This is a genomic window from Virgibacillus flavescens (assembly GCF_050574275.1).
In the GTDB taxonomy this organism is placed as follows: domain Bacteria; phylum Bacillota; class Bacilli; order Bacillales; family Amphibacillaceae; genus Virgibacillus_F; species Virgibacillus_F flavescens.
This window is the reverse complement of sequence record NZ_CP192260.1, coordinates 2,493,274-2,515,067: the sequence shown is the minus strand read 5'-3', so window position 1 is coordinate 2,515,067 and position 21,794 is coordinate 2,493,274. Positions and strand designations below refer to the sequence as shown.

General features: G+C 36.6%; 19 protein-coding genes. All 19 read left to right on the top strand.

Annotated elements, in window-relative coordinates; translation table 11 throughout:
- Nucleotides 1-56 precede the first annotated feature (56 nt).
- A complete protein-coding gene (locus tag VBD025_RS12175) occupies nt 57-1,592 on the top strand; it encodes an ABC transporter ATP-binding protein (protein ID WP_430785827.1) in 1,536 nt (511 codons plus the stop codon).
- A complete protein-coding gene (locus tag VBD025_RS12170) occupies nt 1,585-2,628 on the top strand; it encodes an ABC transporter permease (RefSeq protein WP_430785825.1) in 1,044 nt (347 codons plus the stop codon). The genes VBD025_RS12175 and VBD025_RS12170 overlap by 8 nt, the downstream gene beginning before the upstream one ends.
- Nucleotides 2,629-3,588: an ABC transporter permease gene (locus tag VBD025_RS12165; RefSeq protein ID WP_430785823.1), complete on the top strand. Its 960-nt coding sequence runs from the start codon at nt 2,629-2,631 to the stop codon at nt 3,586-3,588.
- A 142-nt stretch (nt 3,589-3,730) separates the two neighbouring features.
- The gene (gene yfmF, locus VBD025_RS12160; RefSeq protein ID WP_430785821.1) at nt 3,731-5,011 is read left to right on the top strand and encodes an EF-P 5-aminopentanol modification-associated protein YfmF; all 1,281 of its coding nucleotides are present in this window, start codon (nt 3,731-3,733) and stop codon (nt 5,009-5,011) included.
- Nucleotides 5,012-5,016: 5 nt separating this feature from the next.
- Nucleotides 5,017-6,309, top strand: a complete 1,293-nt coding sequence (yfmH, locus tag VBD025_RS12155) for an EF-P 5-aminopentanol modification-associated protein YfmH (RefSeq protein ID WP_430785819.1) — start codon at nt 5,017-5,019, stop codon at nt 6,307-6,309.
- Nucleotides 6,310-6,317: 8 nt separating this feature from the next.
- Nucleotides 6,318-7,031, top strand: a complete 714-nt coding sequence (gene ymfI, locus VBD025_RS12150) for an elongation factor P 5-aminopentanone reductase (protein WP_430785817.1) — start codon at nt 6,318-6,320, stop codon at nt 7,029-7,031.
- An 84-nt stretch (nt 7,032-7,115) separates the two neighbouring features.
- Nucleotides 7,116-7,379, top strand: a complete 264-nt coding sequence (locus VBD025_RS12145; RefSeq protein WP_430785815.1) for a DUF3243 domain-containing protein — start codon at nt 7,116-7,118, stop codon at nt 7,377-7,379.
- Between the two features lie 246 nt (nt 7,380-7,625).
- Nucleotides 7,626-8,417: a DUF3388 domain-containing protein gene (locus VBD025_RS12140; protein WP_430785813.1), complete on the top strand. Its 792-nt coding sequence runs from the start codon at nt 7,626-7,628 to the stop codon at nt 8,415-8,417.
- Nucleotides 8,418-8,422: 5 nt separating this feature from the next.
- A complete protein-coding gene (locus VBD025_RS12135) occupies nt 8,423-9,367 on the top strand; it encodes a helix-turn-helix domain-containing protein (protein ID WP_430785811.1) in 945 nt (314 codons plus the stop codon).
- A 78-nt stretch (nt 9,368-9,445) separates the two neighbouring features.
- Nucleotides 9,446-10,024 (top strand): CDP-diacylglycerol--glycerol-3-phosphate 3-phosphatidyltransferase, encoded by a 579-nt coding sequence (gene pgsA / locus VBD025_RS12130; protein WP_430785809.1) that lies wholly within the window; start codon nt 9,446-9,448, stop codon nt 10,022-10,024.
- A complete protein-coding gene (locus VBD025_RS12125; protein WP_430785807.1) occupies nt 10,024-11,268 on the top strand; it encodes a competence/damage-inducible protein A in 1,245 nt (414 codons plus the stop codon). The genes pgsA and VBD025_RS12125 overlap by 1 nt, the downstream gene beginning before the upstream one ends.
- Before the next feature lie 177 nt (nt 11,269-11,445).
- Complete coding sequence (recA, locus tag VBD025_RS12120) at nt 11,446-12,480, top strand: recombinase RecA (protein ID WP_430785805.1); 1,035 nt, start codon at nt 11,446-11,448, stop codon at nt 12,478-12,480.
- A gap of 274 nt (nt 12,481-12,754) precedes the next feature.
- Nucleotides 12,755-14,332 (top strand): ribonuclease Y, encoded by a 1,578-nt coding sequence (gene rny, locus VBD025_RS12115; RefSeq protein ID WP_430791388.1) that lies wholly within the window; start codon nt 12,755-12,757, stop codon nt 14,330-14,332.
- A gap of 238 nt (nt 14,333-14,570) precedes the next feature.
- Nucleotides 14,571-15,368: a TIGR00282 family metallophosphoesterase gene (locus tag VBD025_RS12110; RefSeq protein ID WP_430785803.1), complete on the top strand. Its 798-nt coding sequence runs from the start codon at nt 14,571-14,573 to the stop codon at nt 15,366-15,368.
- 105 nt (nt 15,369-15,473) lie between these two features.
- Nucleotides 15,474-15,734 (top strand): stage V sporulation protein S, encoded by a 261-nt coding sequence (locus VBD025_RS12105; protein ID WP_430785801.1) that lies wholly within the window; start codon nt 15,474-15,476, stop codon nt 15,732-15,734.
- A gap of 295 nt (nt 15,735-16,029) precedes the next feature.
- The gene (gene miaB, locus VBD025_RS12100) at nt 16,030-17,598 is read left to right on the top strand and encodes a tRNA (N6-isopentenyl adenosine(37)-C2)-methylthiotransferase MiaB (protein ID WP_430785799.1); all 1,569 of its coding nucleotides are present in this window, start codon (nt 16,030-16,032) and stop codon (nt 17,596-17,598) included.
- Between the two features lies 1 nt (nt 17,599).
- Nucleotides 17,600-18,028, top strand: a complete 429-nt coding sequence (locus VBD025_RS12095; protein WP_430785797.1) for a RicAFT regulatory complex protein RicA family protein — start codon at nt 17,600-17,602, stop codon at nt 18,026-18,028.
- A 181-nt stretch (nt 18,029-18,209) separates the two neighbouring features.
- Nucleotides 18,210-18,776, top strand: a complete 567-nt coding sequence (gene cotE / locus VBD025_RS12090) for an outer spore coat protein CotE (protein WP_430791386.1) — start codon at nt 18,210-18,212, stop codon at nt 18,774-18,776.
- A gap of 431 nt (nt 18,777-19,207) precedes the next feature.
- Nucleotides 19,208-21,784 carry a DNA mismatch repair protein MutS gene (gene mutS / locus VBD025_RS12085; RefSeq protein ID WP_430785795.1) on the top strand — a complete coding sequence of 859 codons (2,577 nt, stop codon included), beginning with the start codon at nt 19,208-19,210 and terminating at the stop codon, nt 21,782-21,784.
- The last annotated feature ends 10 nt before the right edge of the window (nt 21,785-21,794 follow it).

The following is a 21,794-nucleotide window of genomic DNA, read 5'->3' as shown; positions in this document are numbered from 1 at the left end:
GGTGATCTTCAATAAATATAAAGACAGTTTCATGTTTAATAAGGGGAGTGAAAAAATTGGATTACGTAGTAGAAATGCTTAACATACGCAAAGAATTTCCTGGCATTGTTGCTAACGATGATATAACAGTCCAAGTAAAGAAAGGTGAAATTCATGCATTATTAGGCGAGAACGGTGCAGGAAAGTCAACCTTGATGAATGTTTTGTTTGGATTATATCAGCCGGAAAAAGGTGAAATTCGGTACAATGGGGAAAAAGTGAATATAACAGATCCAAACGTTGCAACCAGACTTGGAATAGGAATGGTACACCAGCATTTTATGTTGGTGGATACCTATACTGTAACGGAGAATATTATTTTGGGCAGCGAGCCAACAAAAGCTGGAAGAATAGATATTAAAAAAGCAGAAAAAGAAGTTCAAGCGCTCTCAGACCGCTACGGATTGAAGGTGGATCCAACTGCAAAAATCCGCGACATATCTGTTGGGATGCAGCAAAGGGTTGAAATTTTAAAAACACTTTACCGTGGTGCAGATGTCTTGATTTTTGATGAACCAACAGCAGTTCTAACACCATTGGAAATAAATGAACTGATAGACATTATGCATTCCTTAATAAATGAAGGAAAGTCTATTATTCTTATCACACATAAACTGAAGGAAATTATGCAGGTTTGTGACAGGTGTACCGTTATACGTAAAGGTAAAGGTATCGATACAATAAATGTGAGCGATACAAGCGTTAATGAACTCGCCTCATTAATGGTTGGAAGAGAAGTTAGTTTTACAACTGAGAAAAAACCAGCCCAACCGTCTGAGGTAGTACTTGAAATAAGCAATCTAAATGTAAAAGATTCACGAAACGTAAATCTCGTTAAAGACTTAAATTTAGATGTCCGAGCTGGTGAAATTGTGGGTATTGCTGGTGTTGATGGTAATGGCCAAACTGAATTAATTGAAGCCATTACTGGATTAACAAAGTCACAATCCGGATCGATAAAAGTAAACGGGAAAAATATAACCAACTATAAACCACGTAAAGTAACAGAAAGTGGTGTTGGGCACATACCTCAGGATCGACATAAATACGGTCTTGTATTGGATTATCCGGTTGCTGAAAATATTGTTTTACAAACTTATTATCAGAAACCGTATTCAAAGAATAAGATTCTTAGTTTTAAAGATATTTATGAAAAAGCTAAACAATTAGTTGAAGAGTATGATGTTAGAACTCCGAGTGTTCATACCCACGCAAGGGCGCTATCTGGTGGAAATCAGCAAAAAGCAATTATAAGTCGTGAAATTGATCGTTCACCCGCACTGCTTATTGCAGCCCAGCCTACAAGGGGTCTTGATGTTGGTGCTATAGAGTTTATTCATAAAAAACTAGTAGAAGAACGGGATAAAGGAAAAGCAGTCTTACTCGTTTCCTTTGAACTTGATGAAGTACTTGATGTCAGTGATCGAATTGCTGTTATGTTCGACGGAAAAGTTGTGGCGATTGTTAAACCGGAAGAAACGAATGAACAGGAATTGGGACTGCTTATGGCAGGTAGCAGTAAATCAGAGGCAGGTGATAACCTTGATGTCTAATAAATTGTTTAATATATTGGTTCCAGTCATTTCTGTAATTCTCGGATTAATTTCTGGAGCAATTTTAATGCTGATTTTTGGATACAATCCAATTGACGGATATTTAGCTCTTTGGAATGGTGCTTTTGGCGATATGTACTTTATGGGTGAAACAATTAGACAGATAACACCTTATATCCTGACTGGTCTTGCGGTGGCTTTTGCATTTAGAACAGGACTATTTAATATCGGTGCAGAGGGCCAGGTAATCGTTGGTTGGCTAGCCGCCATTTGGGTTGGCCTTTCGATAGACGCACCAATTTATATCCATTTGCCTTTAGCGATTCTTGCTGCTGCAGTAGCTGGTGGTCTCTGGGGATTCGTTCCCGGTATACTTAAAGCAAAGCTTGGTGTTCATGAAGTTATTGTCACGATTATGATGAATTACATTGCTTTATATACTGCAAACGCTGTGGTTAGAAATGTAATTACAGACTCTAAAGATTCAACTGAAACAATACCGGCAAGTGCTTCAATGGCGTCGGAATGGTTGCAGCAGATGACTTTTTATTCACGTATGCATTACGGCATTTTATTAGCATTGTTCGCTGCCGTTATTATGTGGTTTATAATTGAGAAAACTACAATAGGCTATGAATTGCGTTCAGTCGGCTTTAATAATCATGCGTCGAAATATGCAGGAATGAACGTACAGAAAAACATTATTCTTTCCATGGTTATTTCAGGTGCATTCGCAGGACTTGCAGGAGCATCAGAAGGACTAGGTACCTTTGGTTATATGTCAGTACAGTCCGGTTTTACGAATTTAGGGTTTGATGGAATAGCTGTAGCATTACTCGGCGCAAACACAGCAGTTGGTGTTATAATAGCGGCTATATTATTTGGTGTATTAAAAGTTGGAGCATTAAATATGCCGCTCGAGGCAAACGTGCCTTCGGAATTAGTTGATATCATCATTGCAATTATTATATTTTTTGTAGCTTCAAGTTATATTATTAGATGGGCTATTCTTCGCTTTAAAAAGGAGGGGAAATAAATGAACATTGTAGATCTATTACAATCCATTATTCCACCTGCGTTATTCTTTTCAGCACCTCTTATTTTCACAGCTCTCGGTGGTGTGTTCAGTGAGCGGTCCGGAGTAGTTAACATCGGGCTTGAAGGTTTAATGGTAATGGGTGCGTTCGTAGGAATTGTATTCAATCTCACATTTGCGGATACTTTTGGACTCTGGACTCCGTGGATTTCCGTACTGGTAGCAATGGTAGTTTCGGCTATTTTTTCATTAATTCATGCGGTTGCATCGATCACTTTTAGAGCTGACCAGGTAGTAAGTGGAGTTGCAATTAACTTCCTGGCACTTGGACTTGGGGTATTCCTTACGAAACAGTGGTACGATAAAGGTCAAACTGATATGGTAAGTCGACCGTTTTATACGACAGATATACCAATATTAAGTGATATTCCAGCTTTAGGACCCATCTTTTTTGAAAACATCTATTTAACAAATTATTTAGCTATTGGACTTGCCTTTGTTGCTTGGTACGTGTTATACAAGACGTCGTTTGGGTTAAGATTACGTGCAGTAGGAGAACACCCAATGGCTGCAGACACCAACGGTATAAGTGTGTATAAAATGCGTTACGTAGCAGTTTTATTATCTGGTGCATTAGCTGGTATTGGTGGTTCCGTTTTTGCATTAACTATAGCACTAAACTTTTCACATGCAACGATAGTAGGACAAGGGTTCATGTCGCTAGCAGCTGTTATTTTTGGGAAATGGCATCCACTAGGAGCTATGGGGGCCGCGTTGTTTTTTGGATTTGCCCAAAGCTTAAGTGTAATTAGTGCAGGAATACCTATATTAGACGGTATTCCACAAGTATTTCTTTTAATCGCTCCATATGTTCTTACAATTTTGGCTTTAGCTGGCTTTATTGGTCGAGCAGAAGCACCAAAAGCTAATGGAATTCCATATATTAAAGGAAGCCGATAAGTACTGAAACTGACCTTACTGATATCTCAGCAGGTCAGTTTTTTTATCTTCATATTGTTATAATTGGTTTAATAGTAATCATAAAAATGGTTTATACTACTAAATAGTGGATTTTTACATAAATAGACAGGGAGATGATTCAATGAGTCAGGTTAACGAAAAGGTAATGGAGGTAAATGGAATAAATCTCCATTTAGTACCAAGTAAAAAATTTAAGACGATAAGTTTCGTTGCAAAGTTTAAAGCTCCTTTACATCGAAATACCATTACTGAACGAGCACTGCTTCCTTATGTAATGCAGCAAGGAACGAAATTGTATCCGAACCTTGGCAGTCTGCATCAAAAGTTAGATGACTTATATGGCGCCACTTTTTCCATAGATGGTACAAAAAAAGGAAACTTTCATATTATTACTATTCGGCTGGAAGTACCGAATCAACGGTACATTAAGAATGAGTCAAGCCTTGTTGATCAGACTATCGAACTCTTAAATGAAATCATCACTAAACCGAATGTATCAGATAATAGTTTTGATACGGAAATAGTTGAACGGGAAAAAGAAACATTAAAGCAAAAAATCAATTCAATTATGGATGATAAGATGAGTTACGCCAATATGCGGCTGATTGAAGAAATGTGCGAAAATGAATTATATCAGACGTCCGTTTACGGTTATATTGATGACTTACCTCAACTTAATGGTGAGAAATTATATTTGTATTACCAATCATTGTTGAAAGAAGACCGTATGGATTTATATGTTCTCGGAGACTTTGAAGAAGATGACATGACGAAATCCATTAAGACGATCATTAAGAAAGAAAAGCTGCTCCATACAGAAACTGAACTAACAGATGATATCAATAAAGTCAGTGAACCCAAAACGGTAATTGAAAAGCAGTTAGTTCAACAAGCAAAACTTCACATAGGCTACCGGACTAACTGTACGTATAGAGATGAATTATATGGCGCTCTACAGGTATTTAATGGAATGTTTGGTGGATTTCCAAACTCCAAGTTATTTATAAATGTTCGAGAAAAAAGTAGTCTCGCATATTATGCTGCCTCACGGATTGAGAGCCATAAAGGGTTGATGCTGGTTTTTAGTGGAATTGCACCTACCGATTTTCAGCAGGCGAAGAGTATAATAAACGAGCAAATTAATGCGATGAAAAGTGGAGATTTTACTGAAGATGAAATCAATTCCACAAAGGAGCAAATCATAAATAAGCTACTAGAGACGCTTGATCATCCTCTAGGTGTAATTGAGCTGCTGTATCAGCAAGTAGTTGCCAATTTTAAATTATCACCAATAGAGTTTATAGAGAATATTAAAAAAGTGGAAAAGAAAAATATTATAGAAGTTGCCCAGCAGATTGAAGAAGATACGACTTACTTGCTAACTAACAAAGGAGATGAGTGATAAAAATGAAAAGTCATCATTATAAAGATATAAATGAAGAGCTTATTTCAGAGAAGTTATCGAATGGTTTGCAGGTATTTTTATTGCCAAAAAAAGAACTCTCCAAAACATATGCAATATTTTCTACTAATTATGGCTCTGTTGATTTATCTTTTGTGCCAAGAAACAAGGAAAACGCAGTAACCGTTCCGGAAGGTGTTGCCCATTTTCTGGAACACAAGTTATTTGAAAAAGAGGATCATGATGTTTTTGCTGACTTTAGTAAACAAGGTGCGTCAGCTAATGCTTTTACATCCTTTACAACAACTGCTTACCTTTTTACGGCAACTAATCAAATTGAAAAAAATGTAGAAACATTACTTAATTTTGTACAGGAACCCTATTTTTCAGATGCCTCTGTTGAGAAAGAAAAAGGTATTATCGGACAAGAGATTACGATGTATGATGACCAGCCAGATTGGCGGGTGTTTATGGGAACATTAAAAAATTTGTTTCATGACCATCCTGCAAAAACAGATATAGCTGGAACTATTGATTCAATAGCAAAAATTACGAAAGATGACCTGTACGAGTGTTATAATACATTCTATCACCCGGATAATATGACATTATTTATTGCTGGAAACTTCGATAAAGAAAAGATTATGAATTTGATTAAGGAAAATCAGTTAACAAAAGAATTCGAACCACCAGCCCAAATTAAAAGAATTGTACCGCATGAGCCGAATAATGTATTTAAAAAAGAATATACGTTAACGATGCCTGTTACTCGACCTAAATGTTCAGTAGGAATAAAGAGTAATGCCGACTACCATGCAGGGAAAGATGCCGATTCTTACTTATTTCAGGATTTAGTGCAAAGTATGGTATTAGATTATTATTTCTCAGAAGGCGGAACATTTTATCAGCAATTATATAAAGAAGGAGTAATCGATAATAGTTTTTATTTTGAGACTAATATTGAAAAAGGATTTGGGTATGCAATAATAGGAAGTAACACGTCTGAACCCGACAAGTTTAGTGAGCGTGTTAAAGAAATGCTGTTAAGTATTAAAGAAAAAAAGATAAGCAGCGAAGACTTTGAACGTATGAAAAAAAAGCAAATTGGACATGTACTACATGCAATGAATTCGATTGAGTTTATCGCTAAAAAATATATTCATTACCATACTTTAGGAGTTGACTTCCTTACCATTATTCCGAGTATACAGTCACTTTCACATAGTGAAGTGTCAGTATACGTAAAGGATTGGATTAGTGAGGATCAACTAACCACATTTAAAATAATAGCAGAGTAGGGAGAAGAATGGGGAAAAACGTGTTAATTGTAGGGGCAAGCGGTGACATAGGACTGGCTATTGCTAAAGAATTAGCAAGTCATAATTATAATCTTCTGCTCCACTATAATAAGAATAACCATGCATTCAAAAATATCAGAGATACGTATAACGAAGGTATATTAACTGAAATTAAAGCAGACCTTAGTCAAAGTGAAGGAATCAAGTCATTTCTAAACCAGCTCGCGTTTCCGGTAGATGTAATCATTGTCGCAAGTGGCGCTGCAAATCATTCATTGTTTCAGGATCATCTTGAAACTGATATGGATGAAATGCTGACATTACATGTGAAAGCCCCCTGGATGATCGTGAATAACTTATTGCCCTCAATGATTCAAAAGAAACATGGAAAAATTATTTTTATCACATCCATCTGGGGAGATGTTGGTGCTAGTAATGAAGTAATTTACTCCTCCGTCAAAGGAGCACAAAATAGTTTTGTAAAAGCATTAGCTAAAGAAGTGGCAGTAAGCGGTATTTCTGTAAATGCAATCAGTCCAGGGTATATTGAAACGAAAATGAACAATTACTTATCAGAAAATGAAAAGCAGGAAATTATCGATCGAATTCCGATGAATCGTGCCGGTTCTCCTGAAGATGTAGCACATACTGTGAAGTTTTTACTGGATGACAATTCAGCTTATATTCAAGGAGAAATTATTAACATCAACGGAGCATGGTAATTTTAGTTCTTTTAACTTTTTATGTATAAAGTGTATAAATCTTCAAATACTAATTATGTAAATAAGTTAAAAGGAGGATGTTTAATGTCTGTTTTAGATAATTTTGATACATGGAAAGAATTTTTGTCGAATCGACTTCAGCAAGCTCAGTCAGAAGGTATGAGTCAACAAGCTGTTAATAACGTAGCATATGAAGTTGGTGACTATCTTGCTAAAGGTGTAGATGCTAAAAATAACGAAGAGGCTGTACTGAGAGAGTTGTGGAATGCAGCTTCAAAAGAAGAAAGACAAGCTCTCGCAAGTACTATGGTAAAACTAGTTCAAAATCAAGGAAACACACTAAACTAAGTAAATATATGTAAAGAAGCTGACAGTGTCTGTCAGCTTCTTTTTTTAACGGAAAATTTAATTCTGGATACATTTCTTATTGATTGTCATATAGGTAATCAAAATATAACAGGAATAATATACTATAAAATATATTATTCTTTTCACAAACTTAAAAATCATTTATTATTATTGTATAGATTAGATTGCATTTACATGTCGAATTAGGTAACATTAAAAACAGCATGTAACAAGAAGGAGCGTATTATGGAAAAAACAGAATGGTACCTTGAATACGAAATTCAATATAACCGTCCTGGTTTATTAGGTGATATCTCTTCTTTATTAGGAATGCTTTCCATTAATATTATTTCAATAAATGGAGTAGAAAACGCACGACGAGGCATGCTTTTGTTATCTGAAAAGGATGATCAAATAACGCGGTTAAGATCAATCTTAGCTACAACGGATACAATTAAAATAACAAAACTGCGAAAACCGAAATTACGGGATAAATTAGCTGTTAGACACGGTAGATACATACGAAGTGATGTAGATGACAGAAAAACATTTCGTTTCGTGCGCGATGAGTTAGGTATTTTAGTTGATTTTATGGCAGAACTATATAAAAAAGAGGGTCATAAATTAATCGGAATACGTGGTATGCCTCGAGTTGGAAAAACAGAATCGATTGTAGCTGCGAGTGTTTGTGCGAATAAACGCTGGCTTTTTGTCTCAAGTACCTTGTTAAAACAAACAATTCGAAGTCAATTAATTAGGGATGAGTACAACAATGACAACATATATATAATTGATGGAATCGTTTCAACGCGTCGTGCTAATGAAAAGCATTGGCAATTAATTAGAGAAATTATGACATTACCAGCTATTAAGGTGGTGGAGCATCCGGATAAGTTTGTGGAATCCACTGAGTATGAGTTGGATGACTTTGATTACATTATTGAATTGCGCAGTAATGAAGACGAAGAAATCACATATGAACCTATCGAAAAAGAACAGTCTTCTCAAGAACAAGGTTTTTCAATGTTTGATTTTTAAATTGGATGGTGTTACTTATGGAAATTGGAACTAGATTAAAGGAAGCACGTGTAGCACAAAATTTATCCCTTGATAGTGTGCAGGATACAACGAAGATTCAGAAACGTTATCTCGCAGCAATTGAAGAGGGCAATTTTCATGTGCTTCCAGGAAAATTTTATGCACGTGCGTTTATTAAAGAATACGCTGCAGCCGTAGGATTAGATTCTAATGAATTACTGAATGAATACAAAGAAGAAATGCCTGCAGAGGAAGAAGACAACGAACAGTATACACGTATTCAGCGTTCAAGAAGAGATTCAAATTCTTCTAAAGGATCTAAGACGTTTTCAGTTTTTCCTATTATCGTGGTAATACTTCTAGTGGTTGGTATATTCTTTGCTGCCTGGTATTTTATCTCAAATTCATCATCAAATAATTCTTCAGACCCGATTGATGAAACGGATGATACGGAAATTATTATTGATAACTCCAAAGATTCAACACCTGATAAGGAACAGAATTCTGATCAAAAGAACGCTTCCGATGAGACATCTAAAGAAGATGAGCCATCAAAAGAAGAGGGAACTACGGACCCTCCTCCTGAGGAGCCTGAATCAGAGAAAGTCGAACCAACGCTTGAATTGGTCGAGACCGGAACAGGTGGAGCTCCTCATACTGTTGAATTAAATAATGCCAGTGAAGAGGTAACCGTATTATTGGAATCAGAAGGTAAATCTTATTTAGACGTTCTTAATGGTGACGAAGAGAACTATTTTTCAGGAGAAATTAATGAAAAAAATTCACCTAAGGAAATTGACGTTACCGGTGATGAACGAATCTACTTTAATGTAGGATATGCACCAGGTTTACAGATCACAATCGACGGGGTTAAACTTGAGTATCCGATTGACCCAACAGAGCAAATGCACCAAAAAATATGGGTTAACATTAACCCTGCTAAAGAATAAAAAATGTCTTAAAACCCTTCCCTGTAATAAGAGGAAGGGTTTTATACCTTGTATTAAATAATTTCAGGAGGAATAACGATGAATATACCTAATAAAATTACGCTCTCACGAATAGTATTAATTCCAGTGTTTATTTTACTATTGTCAATACCGTTTGACTGGGGAAAGATAGATATTGGTGAAGCGGTACTGCCTGTATCTCATTTAGTTGCTGCTCTATTATTTATTATTGCTTCAACAACCGATTGGGTTGATGGGTATTATGCAAGAAAATACGACCTTGTAACCAATTTAGGGAAATTTTTAGATCCGCTCGCTGATAAGCTGCTGGTTTCAGCTGCTCTTATTTTGCTTGTAGAGCTTGGACTTGCGCCAGCTTGGATTGTTATTTTAATTATAAGCAGAGAATTTGCAGTAACAGGATTAAGATTAGTCGCTGCAGGCGAAGGAGTAGTTCTTGCAGCTAGCCAAATGGGAAAATTAAAGACATGGATTCAAATCGTTTCCATTTCAGCCCTACTGCTTCATAATTATCCATTTTCGTATATCGGGTTTCGTTTTGATATCATCTCATTGTATGCTGCATTAATCATTACAGTATATTCCGGCTATGATTATTTTGCTAAAAACTGGAATGTGATGAGGGATTCAAAGTAATGAAAACATTAAATGCGGAAATCGTTGCTGTAGGCACAGAATTGCTACTCGGTCAAATTGCTAATACAAACGCACAATGGATTTCGCAAAAACTGGCAATGTATGGTGTCCACGTAAACTTCCATAGTGTTGTAGGAGATAACTTAATTCGTGTTTATAATCAATTTTCACAATCTGATAATCGTTCAGATATCATCGTTGTAACTGGCGGTCTTGGACCCACTGAAGATGATTTAACGAGAGAAGCGTTTCAACGATTAACAGGACTAAATATAGTGGAGCATAAACATTCCATGGATAAAATAGCAGCTTACTTTGATAAACAGCAAGTTACGATGACACCAAATAATAAAAAACAGGCTCGAGTATTTGAAGGTTCGTTAGTATTGGAAAATAAAGTTGGTATGGCTCCAGGAATGATTGTTGAAAACAATGGTAAAATATGGATTTTTTTACCAGGAGTTCCAAAAGAAATGGAGCAATTATTTTCAGACGATGTGCTGCCTTATATCAATCAATTGTCAGATAAAAACACAGTTATCGAATCACGTATGCTTCACTTTATTGGAATTGGCGAGGCTCAGCTTGAATATGTACTAAGTGATCTTATATCAACTCAAACAAACCCTACTATTGCACCACTTGCTCAGACTGAAGGTGTTGCAGTTCGTCTTACAGCTAAAGCTGAATCTAAAAGACAGGCATACGATTTAATAGTCGAGAAACAACAACAAATTATTCAAAAAGCTGGTTCACACTTTTATGGAGTTGATCATGAAACAATTGAACTTAAAGTCTACCAAATGTTAAAGGAACAGAATAAGACAATTTCATCGGCAGAGAGTTTAACCGGTGGAGCATTTACTGAGCGGTTAATAAGGGTAGAAGGTGCTTCAGAAGTATGCACAGGTGGAGTTGTTTGTTATCATACCAAAGTGAAAGAAAATGTGTTACATGTCCCTAAGCATATCATTCGGGACGATGGGGTAGTAAGTACAGCATGTGCAGCGTCTCTAGCTATGAATGTGCGTTCTGTAATAGATACATCCATTGGCATCAGTTTTACTGGTGTTGCTGGACCAGAAGAGTTAGAAAGCCATCCTGCTGGTACTGTTTTTATAGGAATCGACGATGATTCTGGATACAAATTTGTAAAGAAATTTGTCTTTCAAGGAAATAGAGAAACAGTAAGGAAAAAAGCAGTACTGAAAGGCTATGAACTTCTTTTTAATCTGCTAAAATAAATTTTTTTCTATTTGTTTATAGTAGGAAAAAGCATTCTCACTATAAATGGAGTATTGAGATTTTAATTATACTAAAATCAGATCCGCGAAAAAATGAGAACATTTATTCGGTTTAGTCTTGGCAAACAACATAAAACCGTGTATGATAGAAATAGATAGTTAAAGGAGGTTGTCTCGTTGAGCGATAAAAAACAAGCGTTAGATATGGCATTACGAAACATAGAGAAGCAATTTGGTAAAGGTTCAATCATGAAATTAGGTGAGACTGCTGAACAAAGAATAGCGACTATTCCAAGTGGATCTTTAGCGCTAGATGTAGCCTTAGGAATTGGTGGTTACCCACGAGGACGAGTTGTGGAAATATATGGTCCAGAATCATCAGGTAAGACCACTGTTGCGTTACATGCAATTGCAGAGGCGCAAGCTAAAGGTGGCCAAGTTGCGTTTATCGACGCCGAACACGCACTAGATCCAAGTTATGCCCGAGCTTTAGGTGTAAATATCGATGAATTGTTACTTTCCCAGCCAGATACTGGTGAACAAGCTTTAGAAATTGCAGAAGCACTTGTGCGGAGTGGAGCTGTAGACATTATTGTTGTTGACTCGGTGGCTGCATTAGTACCGAAGGCTGAAATTGAAGGAGAAATGGGAGATGCGCATGTTGGACTTCAAGCACGTCTCATGTCTCAAGCATTAAGAAAACTTTCAGGTGCAATTAATAAATCTAGAACCACTGCAGTATTTATAAATCAAATCCGAGAAAAAGTTGGAGTCATGTTTGGAAATCCCGAAACAACCCCTGGTGGTCGTGCGCTTAAATTTTATGCTTCTGTCAGACTAGAAGTGCGTCGTGCAGAAACATTGAAACAAGGTAATGATATCCTTGGTAATAAAGCGCGAATTAAAGTAGTTAAAAACAAAGTTGCTCCTCCATTTAAAGTGGCTGAAGTGGATATCATGTACGGTCTAGGAATTTCCCGAGAAGGAGAACTTATCGATATCGGCTCAGAATTAGATATTGTTCAAAAGAGCGGTTCATGGTATTCCTATAATGGAGACCGTCTTGGTCAAGGACGAGAAAATGCTAAACAATTTTTAAAAGAAAATGAAAATGTTATGAAAGAAATAAAAGAAAAAATTCGTAGCCACTATAATCTTGACGCCTTACCTGATGCACCTGCCGAAGAGGATCAGGAAACTTTAGATGTTTAAATAGTTCATTTGTCTAAGCTAGTAAATTCCTATTCTATAATTTAAAGAATAGGAGTTTACTTTTTGTTTTAGTAAGTATTTTAAAGCGCTTTTCAAGCGAAGATTTGTTCTCATATTAAAACTATATTTTTTAATTCTTACGATTCCTTGACAATGATAAATTTGCCAATTAAAATTAAGATGTATAATTATCAAATTGTATTATACAAATATTGATATTTTTAAGCTAAATTTGGTACATGCCGACAATAATGAATTGTACAACTTTATAGCAATGGGAGGTGAAACCGTGGACATTATTACATTAGTCATCTCCATTTTGCTTGGCCTACTCGTCGGTATTGTTGTTGGATATCTGATTCGTAAATCTATTGCTGAAGCTAAAATTTCCAGTGCAGAGAAATTAGCAAAGCAAATAGTCGATGAAGCACACCGAAATGCAGATGCTTCGAAAAAAGAAGCACTTCTTGAGGCGAAAGATGAAAATCATAAACTTCGTCAACAAACCGAACAAGATTTGCGTGAAAGACGAAACGAGTCACAAAAACACGAATCTCGTTTAACGCAAAAAGAAGAAAATCTGGACAGAAAAAGTGATACGCTTGATAAGCGTGAGCTCTTGTTAGAGAAAAAAGAAAATTCACTAACAGAAAAACAACAACAAATTGAAGAAATGGAAAGCAAAGTGGAAGCTATGATACAAATGCAGCAAACTGAGCTTGAACGCATTTCAGGATATACAACAGACCAGGCTAAACAGATTATTTTAGAACGTATCGAACAGGAAGTTACACACGAAACAGCAATTATGATAAAAGAAGCTGAAAATCGTGCGAAGGAAGAATCTGATAAAAAAGCAAAAAGCATTCTTTCATTAGCATTACAGCGTTGTGCAGCTGATCATGTTGCAGAAACTACTGTATCTGTGGTTAACCTTCCAAATGATGAAATGAAAGGGCGGATAATTGGACGTGAAGGACGTAATATACGTACATTAGAAACCTTAACTGGTATCGATTTAATTATTGATGATACACCAGAAGCAGTAATTTTATCTGGTTTTGATCCAATTAGAAGAGAAACTGCTCGTATGGCATTGGAAAAACTTGTACAGGATGGTCGAATTCACCCTGCTCGAATTGAAGAAATGGTTGATAAGGCACGTCGTGAAGTTGACGAATATATACGGGAAATTGGAGAAGAAACTACGTTTGAAATCGGAGTACACGGACTGCATCCAGATCTTGTGAAAATACTCGGACGTTTAAAGTACCGTACTAGTTATGGTCAGAATGTATTAAAACATTCTACTGAAGTTGCTTATCTTTCTGGATTGCTCGCTGCAGAGTTAGGTGAAGATGTAAAGTTAGCAAGAAGAGCAGGACTGCTTCATGACATTGGTAAAGCAATAGACCACGAAGTTGAAGGAAGTCATGTTGAAATCGGAAAAGAACTTGGTATTAAATACAAAGAACATGAAGTTGTTATTAATGCTATAGCTTCCCATCACGGTGACGAAGAAGCTACTTCTATCATTTCTGTTCTGGTAGCAGCAGCAGACGCACTATCAGCTGCACGCCCAGGTGCAAGAAGTGAGACGCTGGAAAATTACATTAAACGATTAGAAAAACTGGAAGAAATTTCAGAGTCATTTACAGGTGTTGAGAAATCATTTGCAATTCAAGCGGGACGAGAAATTAGGATCATTGTTAAACCTGATGAGATTAGTGATCTTGAATCAAACAAAATTGCTAGAGATATTCGAAAACGAATTGAAAATGAACTCGATTACCCTGGACATATTAAAGTAACTGTTATTCGCGAGACTAGAACAGTTGAATATGCGAAATAAAAGCGGCCATAGTGCCGCTTTTATTTTTTTGACAGGTAAGAAAGTATAAATCCTTTCTTACTGCTTAAGTTCAACTAAGGCGATCGCCATTAAAGCTTGGCGATAAACTAAGTTTTCTAAACAACAAAAGTCCGTTGTGATACACTACTATTACGTTTCACATAGAAGATGAAATATAACATAATGCCATGATATATATATGCTACATTATCTAAAGAAGATGGGAAGGTAACTAAATATGAAAATTTTATTTATTGGTGATGTTGTTGGATCGCCAGGTCGTAATATGGTAAAAGAATATTTACCTAAATTGAAAGAAAAATATCGTCCAAGCATGACAATTATAAACGGTGAAAATGCAGCAGCAGGTAAAGGTATCACTGAAAAAATATATAAAGAATTTCTGGAATTTGGAGCACAGGTTGTAACGATGGGAAACCACACATGGGATAAAAAAGAAATATTCGAATTCATTGATAGTGCAAAGAACATGGTCCGTCCTGCAAATTTCCCTGAGGGTACGCCTGGGAATGGAATCGTATTTGTTAACATAAATGGAATCGAAATTGCGGTTATTAATATGCAGGGACGAACATTTCTACCTCCACTTGACGATCCGTTTCGTAAAGTAGATGAATTAATCGATGAAGCTAAAAAGCGAACACCAATTATCTTTCTGGATTTCCATGCAGAAGCAACTAGTGAAAAACAGGCAATGGGATGGTATGTTGATGGTCGAGCAAGTGTAATGGTGGGTACTCATACACATACACAAACGGCTGACGAACGAATCTTACCACAAGGTACCGGGTATATAACGGATGTTGGAATGACAGGTCCATATGACGGAATTCTGGGAGTGGAACGTGATGCAGTTATAAAGCGATTTCAAACCAATTTACCTGTACGTTTTGAAACTGATAAAAAGGGAAGAACACAGATAAATGGAGTAATAGTGACGGTCGATGTTAAAAGTGGAAAGACATCAAAGATTGAACGGATTTTAATTAACGACGATCATCCCTTCTTCGGGTGACTATTTAAATGTTTAGAATCTTTAATGCATAATAGGGTAATAAGCTATCATCTCCAAGAATATAGTAGCAATAGAACTACATTAGCAAATAAGGAGGTACTAGTAATGGATGTATTAAAAGTTTCAGCAAAATCAAGTCCAAATTCAGTAGCGGGGGCACTTGCGAACGTACTAAGAGAACGTGGAACAGCAGAGATGCAAGCAATTGGTGCTGGTGCGCTAAACCAGGCTGTGAAGGCCGTAGCAATAGCTCGAGGATTCGTAGCACCTAGTGGTGTAGATTTAATTTGTATACCAGCGTTTACGGATATTATGATTGATAATGAAGAAAGAACAGCAATAAAGCTAATAGTAGAACCTCGATAACCAAAATGAAGTTATCACTCAAGGCATTATACACTAAGATGTATGATGCTTTTTTGTGCGTAAAATAGTAAAAAAAATTAGAGCAAATACCGGTATAACAAGAAAATTGGCATCTGCCATTAAAGACGAAGGCTAATGCCACTTTTTTAACGACCTCAAAAGTTTCTGGTAACCTGGTTATTTTAGTTGCTGTCAGCTTGCCATCTATTGTTAAATTTGTATTTTGGTATTATACTGTACTAATGAAAATCTTTGCAACTAAGTGTGTTATAAGATATAGAAAGGAGTTACATAAATGAATGAACAGCAACGTAAAGAAATGTCCCAAATAAACCTAAAAGATGCCGCGGACAGAAAATCCGGTCAGGACAAACCTCTGAAGGAAAAGACTAGTGATGATTTTGCTAAGTACTTTGAAACGACTTACGAACCTCCTAATCTAAATAAAGCTCGAAAACGTGGCCGTGATAAAGTAAACGTCCACTATGACTTTGGAATTCCTGAAGACATTGAAAATATTGGCGAGGGTAAGAAATTCTTAATCCGTACTTATGGCTGTCAAATGAATGAGCATGACACGGAGGTTATGGCTGGTATTTTAACAGAGATGGGCTATGAGTCTACAAACAACACCGAAGACGCTGATATTATTCTGCTTAATACGTGTGCAATCCGTGAAAATGCCGAAAATAAAGTATTTGGTGAGATTGGCCATTTGAAACCGTTAAAATTGGAAAAACCTGATTTAATTTTAGGGGTATGTGGTTGTATGTCCCAGGAGGAGTCGGTTGTTAATCGTATTTTGAAAAAACACCCACAAGTAGATCTTATTTTTGGAACCCATAACATTCATCGCTTACCTCAATTAATTAAAGAGTCACATTTTGGTAAAGCAAAAGTTATTGAAGTATGGTCCAAAGAAGGAGATATTATTGAAAACCTTCCAAAAGTCCGTAAAGGAAAGATAAAAGCATGGGTTAATATTATGTATGGCTGCGATAAATTTTGTACCTATTGTATCGTACCGATGACTAGGGGGAAAGAGCGTAGCCGTCGACCAGAAGATATTATTCAGGAAGTCCGGCACTTAGCTGCCCAGGGTTATCAGGAAGTTACATTACTGGGTCAAAATGTAAATGCATACGGTAAGGATTTTGACGATCTTTCATATGGATTTGGTGAATTAATGGATGATATTCATAAAGTTGACATTCCAAGAGTAAGATTTACTACCTCGCATCCCAGAGACTTTGATGATTACCTAATTGAAGTGTTAGCACAAGGCGGGAATCTACTTGATCATATACATTTACCTGTACAGTCAGGAAGCACTGGTGTTTTAAAATTAATGAATCGAAAATATACACGAGAAGCATATTTAGAATTAGTTAGTAAAATTAGAAAAGCAATGCCGAATGCAACGCTGACTACAGATATAATTGTTGGCTTCCCAAACGAAACAGAGGAACAATTTGAAGAAACCATGACATTAATGGCCGAAGTTGGTTTCGAGGCAGCGTATACGTATATTTATTCACCGAGAGATGGCACTCCTGCTGCAAAAAAGACGGACAATGTTCCGATGGACGTCAAGAAACAGCGGTTGTATCGACTAAATGACTTGGTAAATAAACAATCTGCAGAGTCAATGAAAAAATATGAAAACAAAATTGTTAAAGTGCTTGTTGAGGGTGAAAGCAAAAAAGATCCTGATGTGTTAGCAGGCTATACTGAAAAAAATAAGCTTGTAAACTTTAAGGGACCAGATTCATCTATTGGAAAAATTGTAGAAGTAGAAGTTACTGAAGCAAAAACATGGTCGTTAAATGGTATCATGGTAGAAAATACAGTTGAGGTGAATTAGAATGGCTGAATATACACGCAAACAAATTTTAGACGAAGCAAGAAACCTAGCACAAATGCTAGCTAATACAGATGAAATTGACCGTTTTAAGCAAGTTGAAGCGAAAATTAACGATAACCAAAAAGTGCAAAAGCTTATTACTAAAATTAAAGCATTACAAAAGCAAGCAGTAAATCTGCAGGCATACGAGAAAAAGGAAGCACTGAAACGAGTGGAAGAAGAGATTGATCGTTTTCAGGCTGAGATTGATGATATCCCTATCGTTCAGGAATTTAAAGAGATACAAATAGTTGTTAACGATATTTTGCAACTTGTATCTGGCACAATTGCCCGTGAAGTAACCAATTATGTTATTCGTTCTACAAGCGGCGATGTACTATCAGGAGAAACTGGATCAAAATCAAGTAACGGTTCAGCCTGCAGCCACTAATAAATTGTCCAGATAAGAAATTTCAATATTTCTTATCTGGATTTTTTTATGCATAACCCACTCTGATCAACCTTTTCAAGGAGAATTTTTTTGTCCTCTTTCTTTTTAATTGTTTTGTTATGCACTTTAGGTATTTGTCTTGCATAAAATGACTATGAAAAAAGAGGAGGTAAACGGAATTATGACTTTTCTTGATCAAGAATATAGAGAAATCATTACGAAAGCAGTGTGTGGTAAGGGGCGCAGGTTTGTTGAGGCAACCCATTCAATTTCACCATCCCATAAACCATCCAGTATTTTAGGGTGTTGGGTAATTAATCACCTGTATAATGCCAAGAAAAAATCAAAAGACGTTGTTGAAGTAAATGGAAGCTACGATATCAATATTTGGTATTCCTACAATGATAATACTAAGACGGAGGTTGTTACAGAAAGAATTAGTTACTGTGACAATATTAAACTTTCAGTTAAGGATGATCATTGTATAACAGACGATTACGATGTAGTTGCAAAAGTTCTACAGCAACCGAACTGTCTTGAATGTAAAATAACGAATCAAGGCAACAAAATTGTTGTGGAAATTGAACGAGAGTTTTTGGTTCAAGTAATCGGTGATACAAAAGTTTTCGTAAAAGTAAATCCTGGTGGCTTCCAACGAGACGATGACGATGATTGGAATCTTGACGTGAGTGACGAAGAACTAGACGATATAAACCCGGATTTTCTGAAAGAAAAAGATAGAAGCTAAGCCAATTACGAGGGAATTTTCTCTCGTAATTTTTTTGTGCAAATTCATAAGAAATGGACAGTACGACCGCAAGTTCATGTGCTCTTCGGTCCCTTGCTTATGCATTTCACCGCTAAACAGTCGCCTTCACTTTTCTTGTCCAGCTACGGCTCCTAGCGACTAGCAAATAGACCGTTCTGTTGAATGTACGAAAAATTCATCGTACATTTCACAGCCCTGTCTATTTGTACGTCACTAAACAGTCGCCTTCACTTTTCTTGTCCAGTTGCGGCTCCTAGCGACTAGCAAATAGACCGTTCTGTTGAATGTACGGCAAATTCATCGTACATTTCACAGCCCTGTCTATTTGTACGTCACTAAACAGTCGCCTTCACTTTTCTATATATGCTATAATCGGGGGAGAATATTATGGGTTTTTTGGGGGAATTGGGATGTCGAAACATACACCGATGATGGAGCAATATTTACGAATAAAAGCAGACTATCAGGACGCTTTTTTATTTTTCCGCCTTGGCGATTTTTATGAAATGTTTTTTGATGATGCAGTGGATGCTGCAAGAGAACTGGAAATTACATTGACGAAGCGTGATGCAGCAAAAGATGATCCAATCCCAATGTGTGGTGTACCGTACCACGCTGCTGCTAACTACATAAAAAATTTAGTTGAAAAAGGATATAAAGTGGCTATTTGTGAACAAGTAGAGGATCCGAAACAGGCAAAAGGTGTGGTGAAACGTGAAGTCGTTCAATTAATCACTCCAGGAACCGTTATGGAATCTGCTATGCTAAGTGAAAATGAGAACAATTATATTGCAAGTCTTTCATATTTCAAGGATGGTACATATGTAATTGTTTATAATGACCTTTCTACCGGAGAGAATAGTATTGCACATGTAACGAGCGGCTGGGATGGTGTTATTCATGAGTTGTATAATCAACCGACGAAAGAGATTGTAATCTCCTCTGATATGCCTCAAGAACAACAACAGCAGCTTTCAGATAAATTAAACGTAACATTATCCTATCAGGATGAAATAAGTTTTAATGGAGAATATAGAGGGCTATTTGATCATTTGAATGATGAACGATTAGTAAAGGCATTCAGCAGGTTACTGAATTACGTACAGCATACACAAAAACGTTCCCTTGATCATTTACAGCCAGCCAAAATTATTGAACTTAAACAGTTCTTAAAGCTTGATATGTATTCTAAGCGAAACTTGGAATTAACAGAAACAATAATAAAAAAAGGTAAGCACGGAAGTCTTTTATGGGTCCTCGATCATACTGTTACCTCGATGGGATCACGCTTATTAAAAAAATGGATTGAACGTCCGTTATTAAATCCCGTCCAGATTGAAGAGCGATTGGACGTGGTGGATACTTTCTATCACGGATTTATGGAACGTGACGCACTTAGAGAAGGGTTGAAATCAGTCTATGACCTTGAGCGTCTTTCAGGACGGATTGCATTTGGAAATGTAAATGGTCGTGATCTGATTCAATTGAAACAATCTTTAGCTAAAATTCCTGAACTGATTACGATTTTAAATCAATTTGATTCTCAACCAATTAATAAAATAGTCAATGAAATACAATCACCAAACCAACTGGTAGCACTGCTGGAGGATAGTTTAGTGGAAAACCCGCCAATTTCAATTAAAGATGGCTCTTTAATTAAAGATGGCTATAATGAAACACTTGATACATACCGAGATGCTTCAAGAAATGGCAAACAATGGATAAAAGAACTTGAGAAGAAAGAAAAAGAAGCAACCAAAATTAAATCATTGAAAATCGGCTATAATCGAGTCTTTGGTTATTATATTGAAGTGACAAAAGCAAATATGCATTTACTTCCTGAGGGTAGATATGAACGGAAGCAGACGTTAACGAATGCCGAACGATACGTTACCCCAGAATTAAAAGAAAAGGAACAGCTGATTCTTGAAGCCGAAGAAAAGAGTGTCGAGCTGGAATACGAATTATTTATAGCTATTCGAGATCAATTAAAAATGTACATACCTGAACTGCAGAAATTAGCTGAGGTTGTTAGTAAGGTTGATGTATTACAGTCATTTGCCACTGTAAGTGAAAATAATGGATACAAACGGCCGAGTTTTGTGAATAGTAACCTTTCCATCAAGAATGGTCGTCATCCCGTTGTTGAAAAAGTGATGAAAAATGGTGAATTCGTTCCAAATGATGTGTATATGGACCAGGATTCTGACATTCTGTTAATCACTGGCCCAAATATGTCCGGAAAGAGCACATACATGCGTCAACTTGCACTAACGGTACTTATGGGTCAAATTGGTTGCTTTGTCCCGTGTGAACGGGCAGAGTTAACAATTTTCGATCAAATATTCACACGCATTGGTGCGGCTGATGATTTGGTTTCGGGGCAAAGTACATTTATGGTTGAAATGCTAGAAGCAAATCATGCTCTATCGAATGCAACAAATAATAGCTTAATTCTTTTAGATGAGATAGGACGTGGGACAAGCACGTATGACGGCATGGCATTAGCCCAGGCGATTGTTGAGTACATTCATGACAACATACATGCCAAAACTCTATTTTCTACACATTATCATGAGTTAACAACACTTGATAGATCACTTGATAAGTTAAAGAATATACATGTTCGGGCTGAAGAATACGAGGGGAACGTCGTGTTTTTACACCAAATTAAAGAAGGTGCAGCTGATGAGAGCTACGGCATACATGTTGCCAAACTCGCTGATTTACCAGATCAGTTGATTAGCCGAGCAACGTCAATACTGCACGACTTTGAAAATAAAGATGAGAAAAAACTTAACGTTCAAGAAGAAAGTGCCAGCCAACTATCATTTTTTGCGGAACAAGCCAGCGATCAAAAAGTAAAAAAGCTAGATAAGTGGCAGGAATCGGTAATAGGTGATCTTAAGAAGTTAAACCTATTTGATATGACTCCACTAGATGCTATGAATGAATTAAGTCGTTTGCAAAAAAAGCTTAGGAAATAGGAGTAGAAAG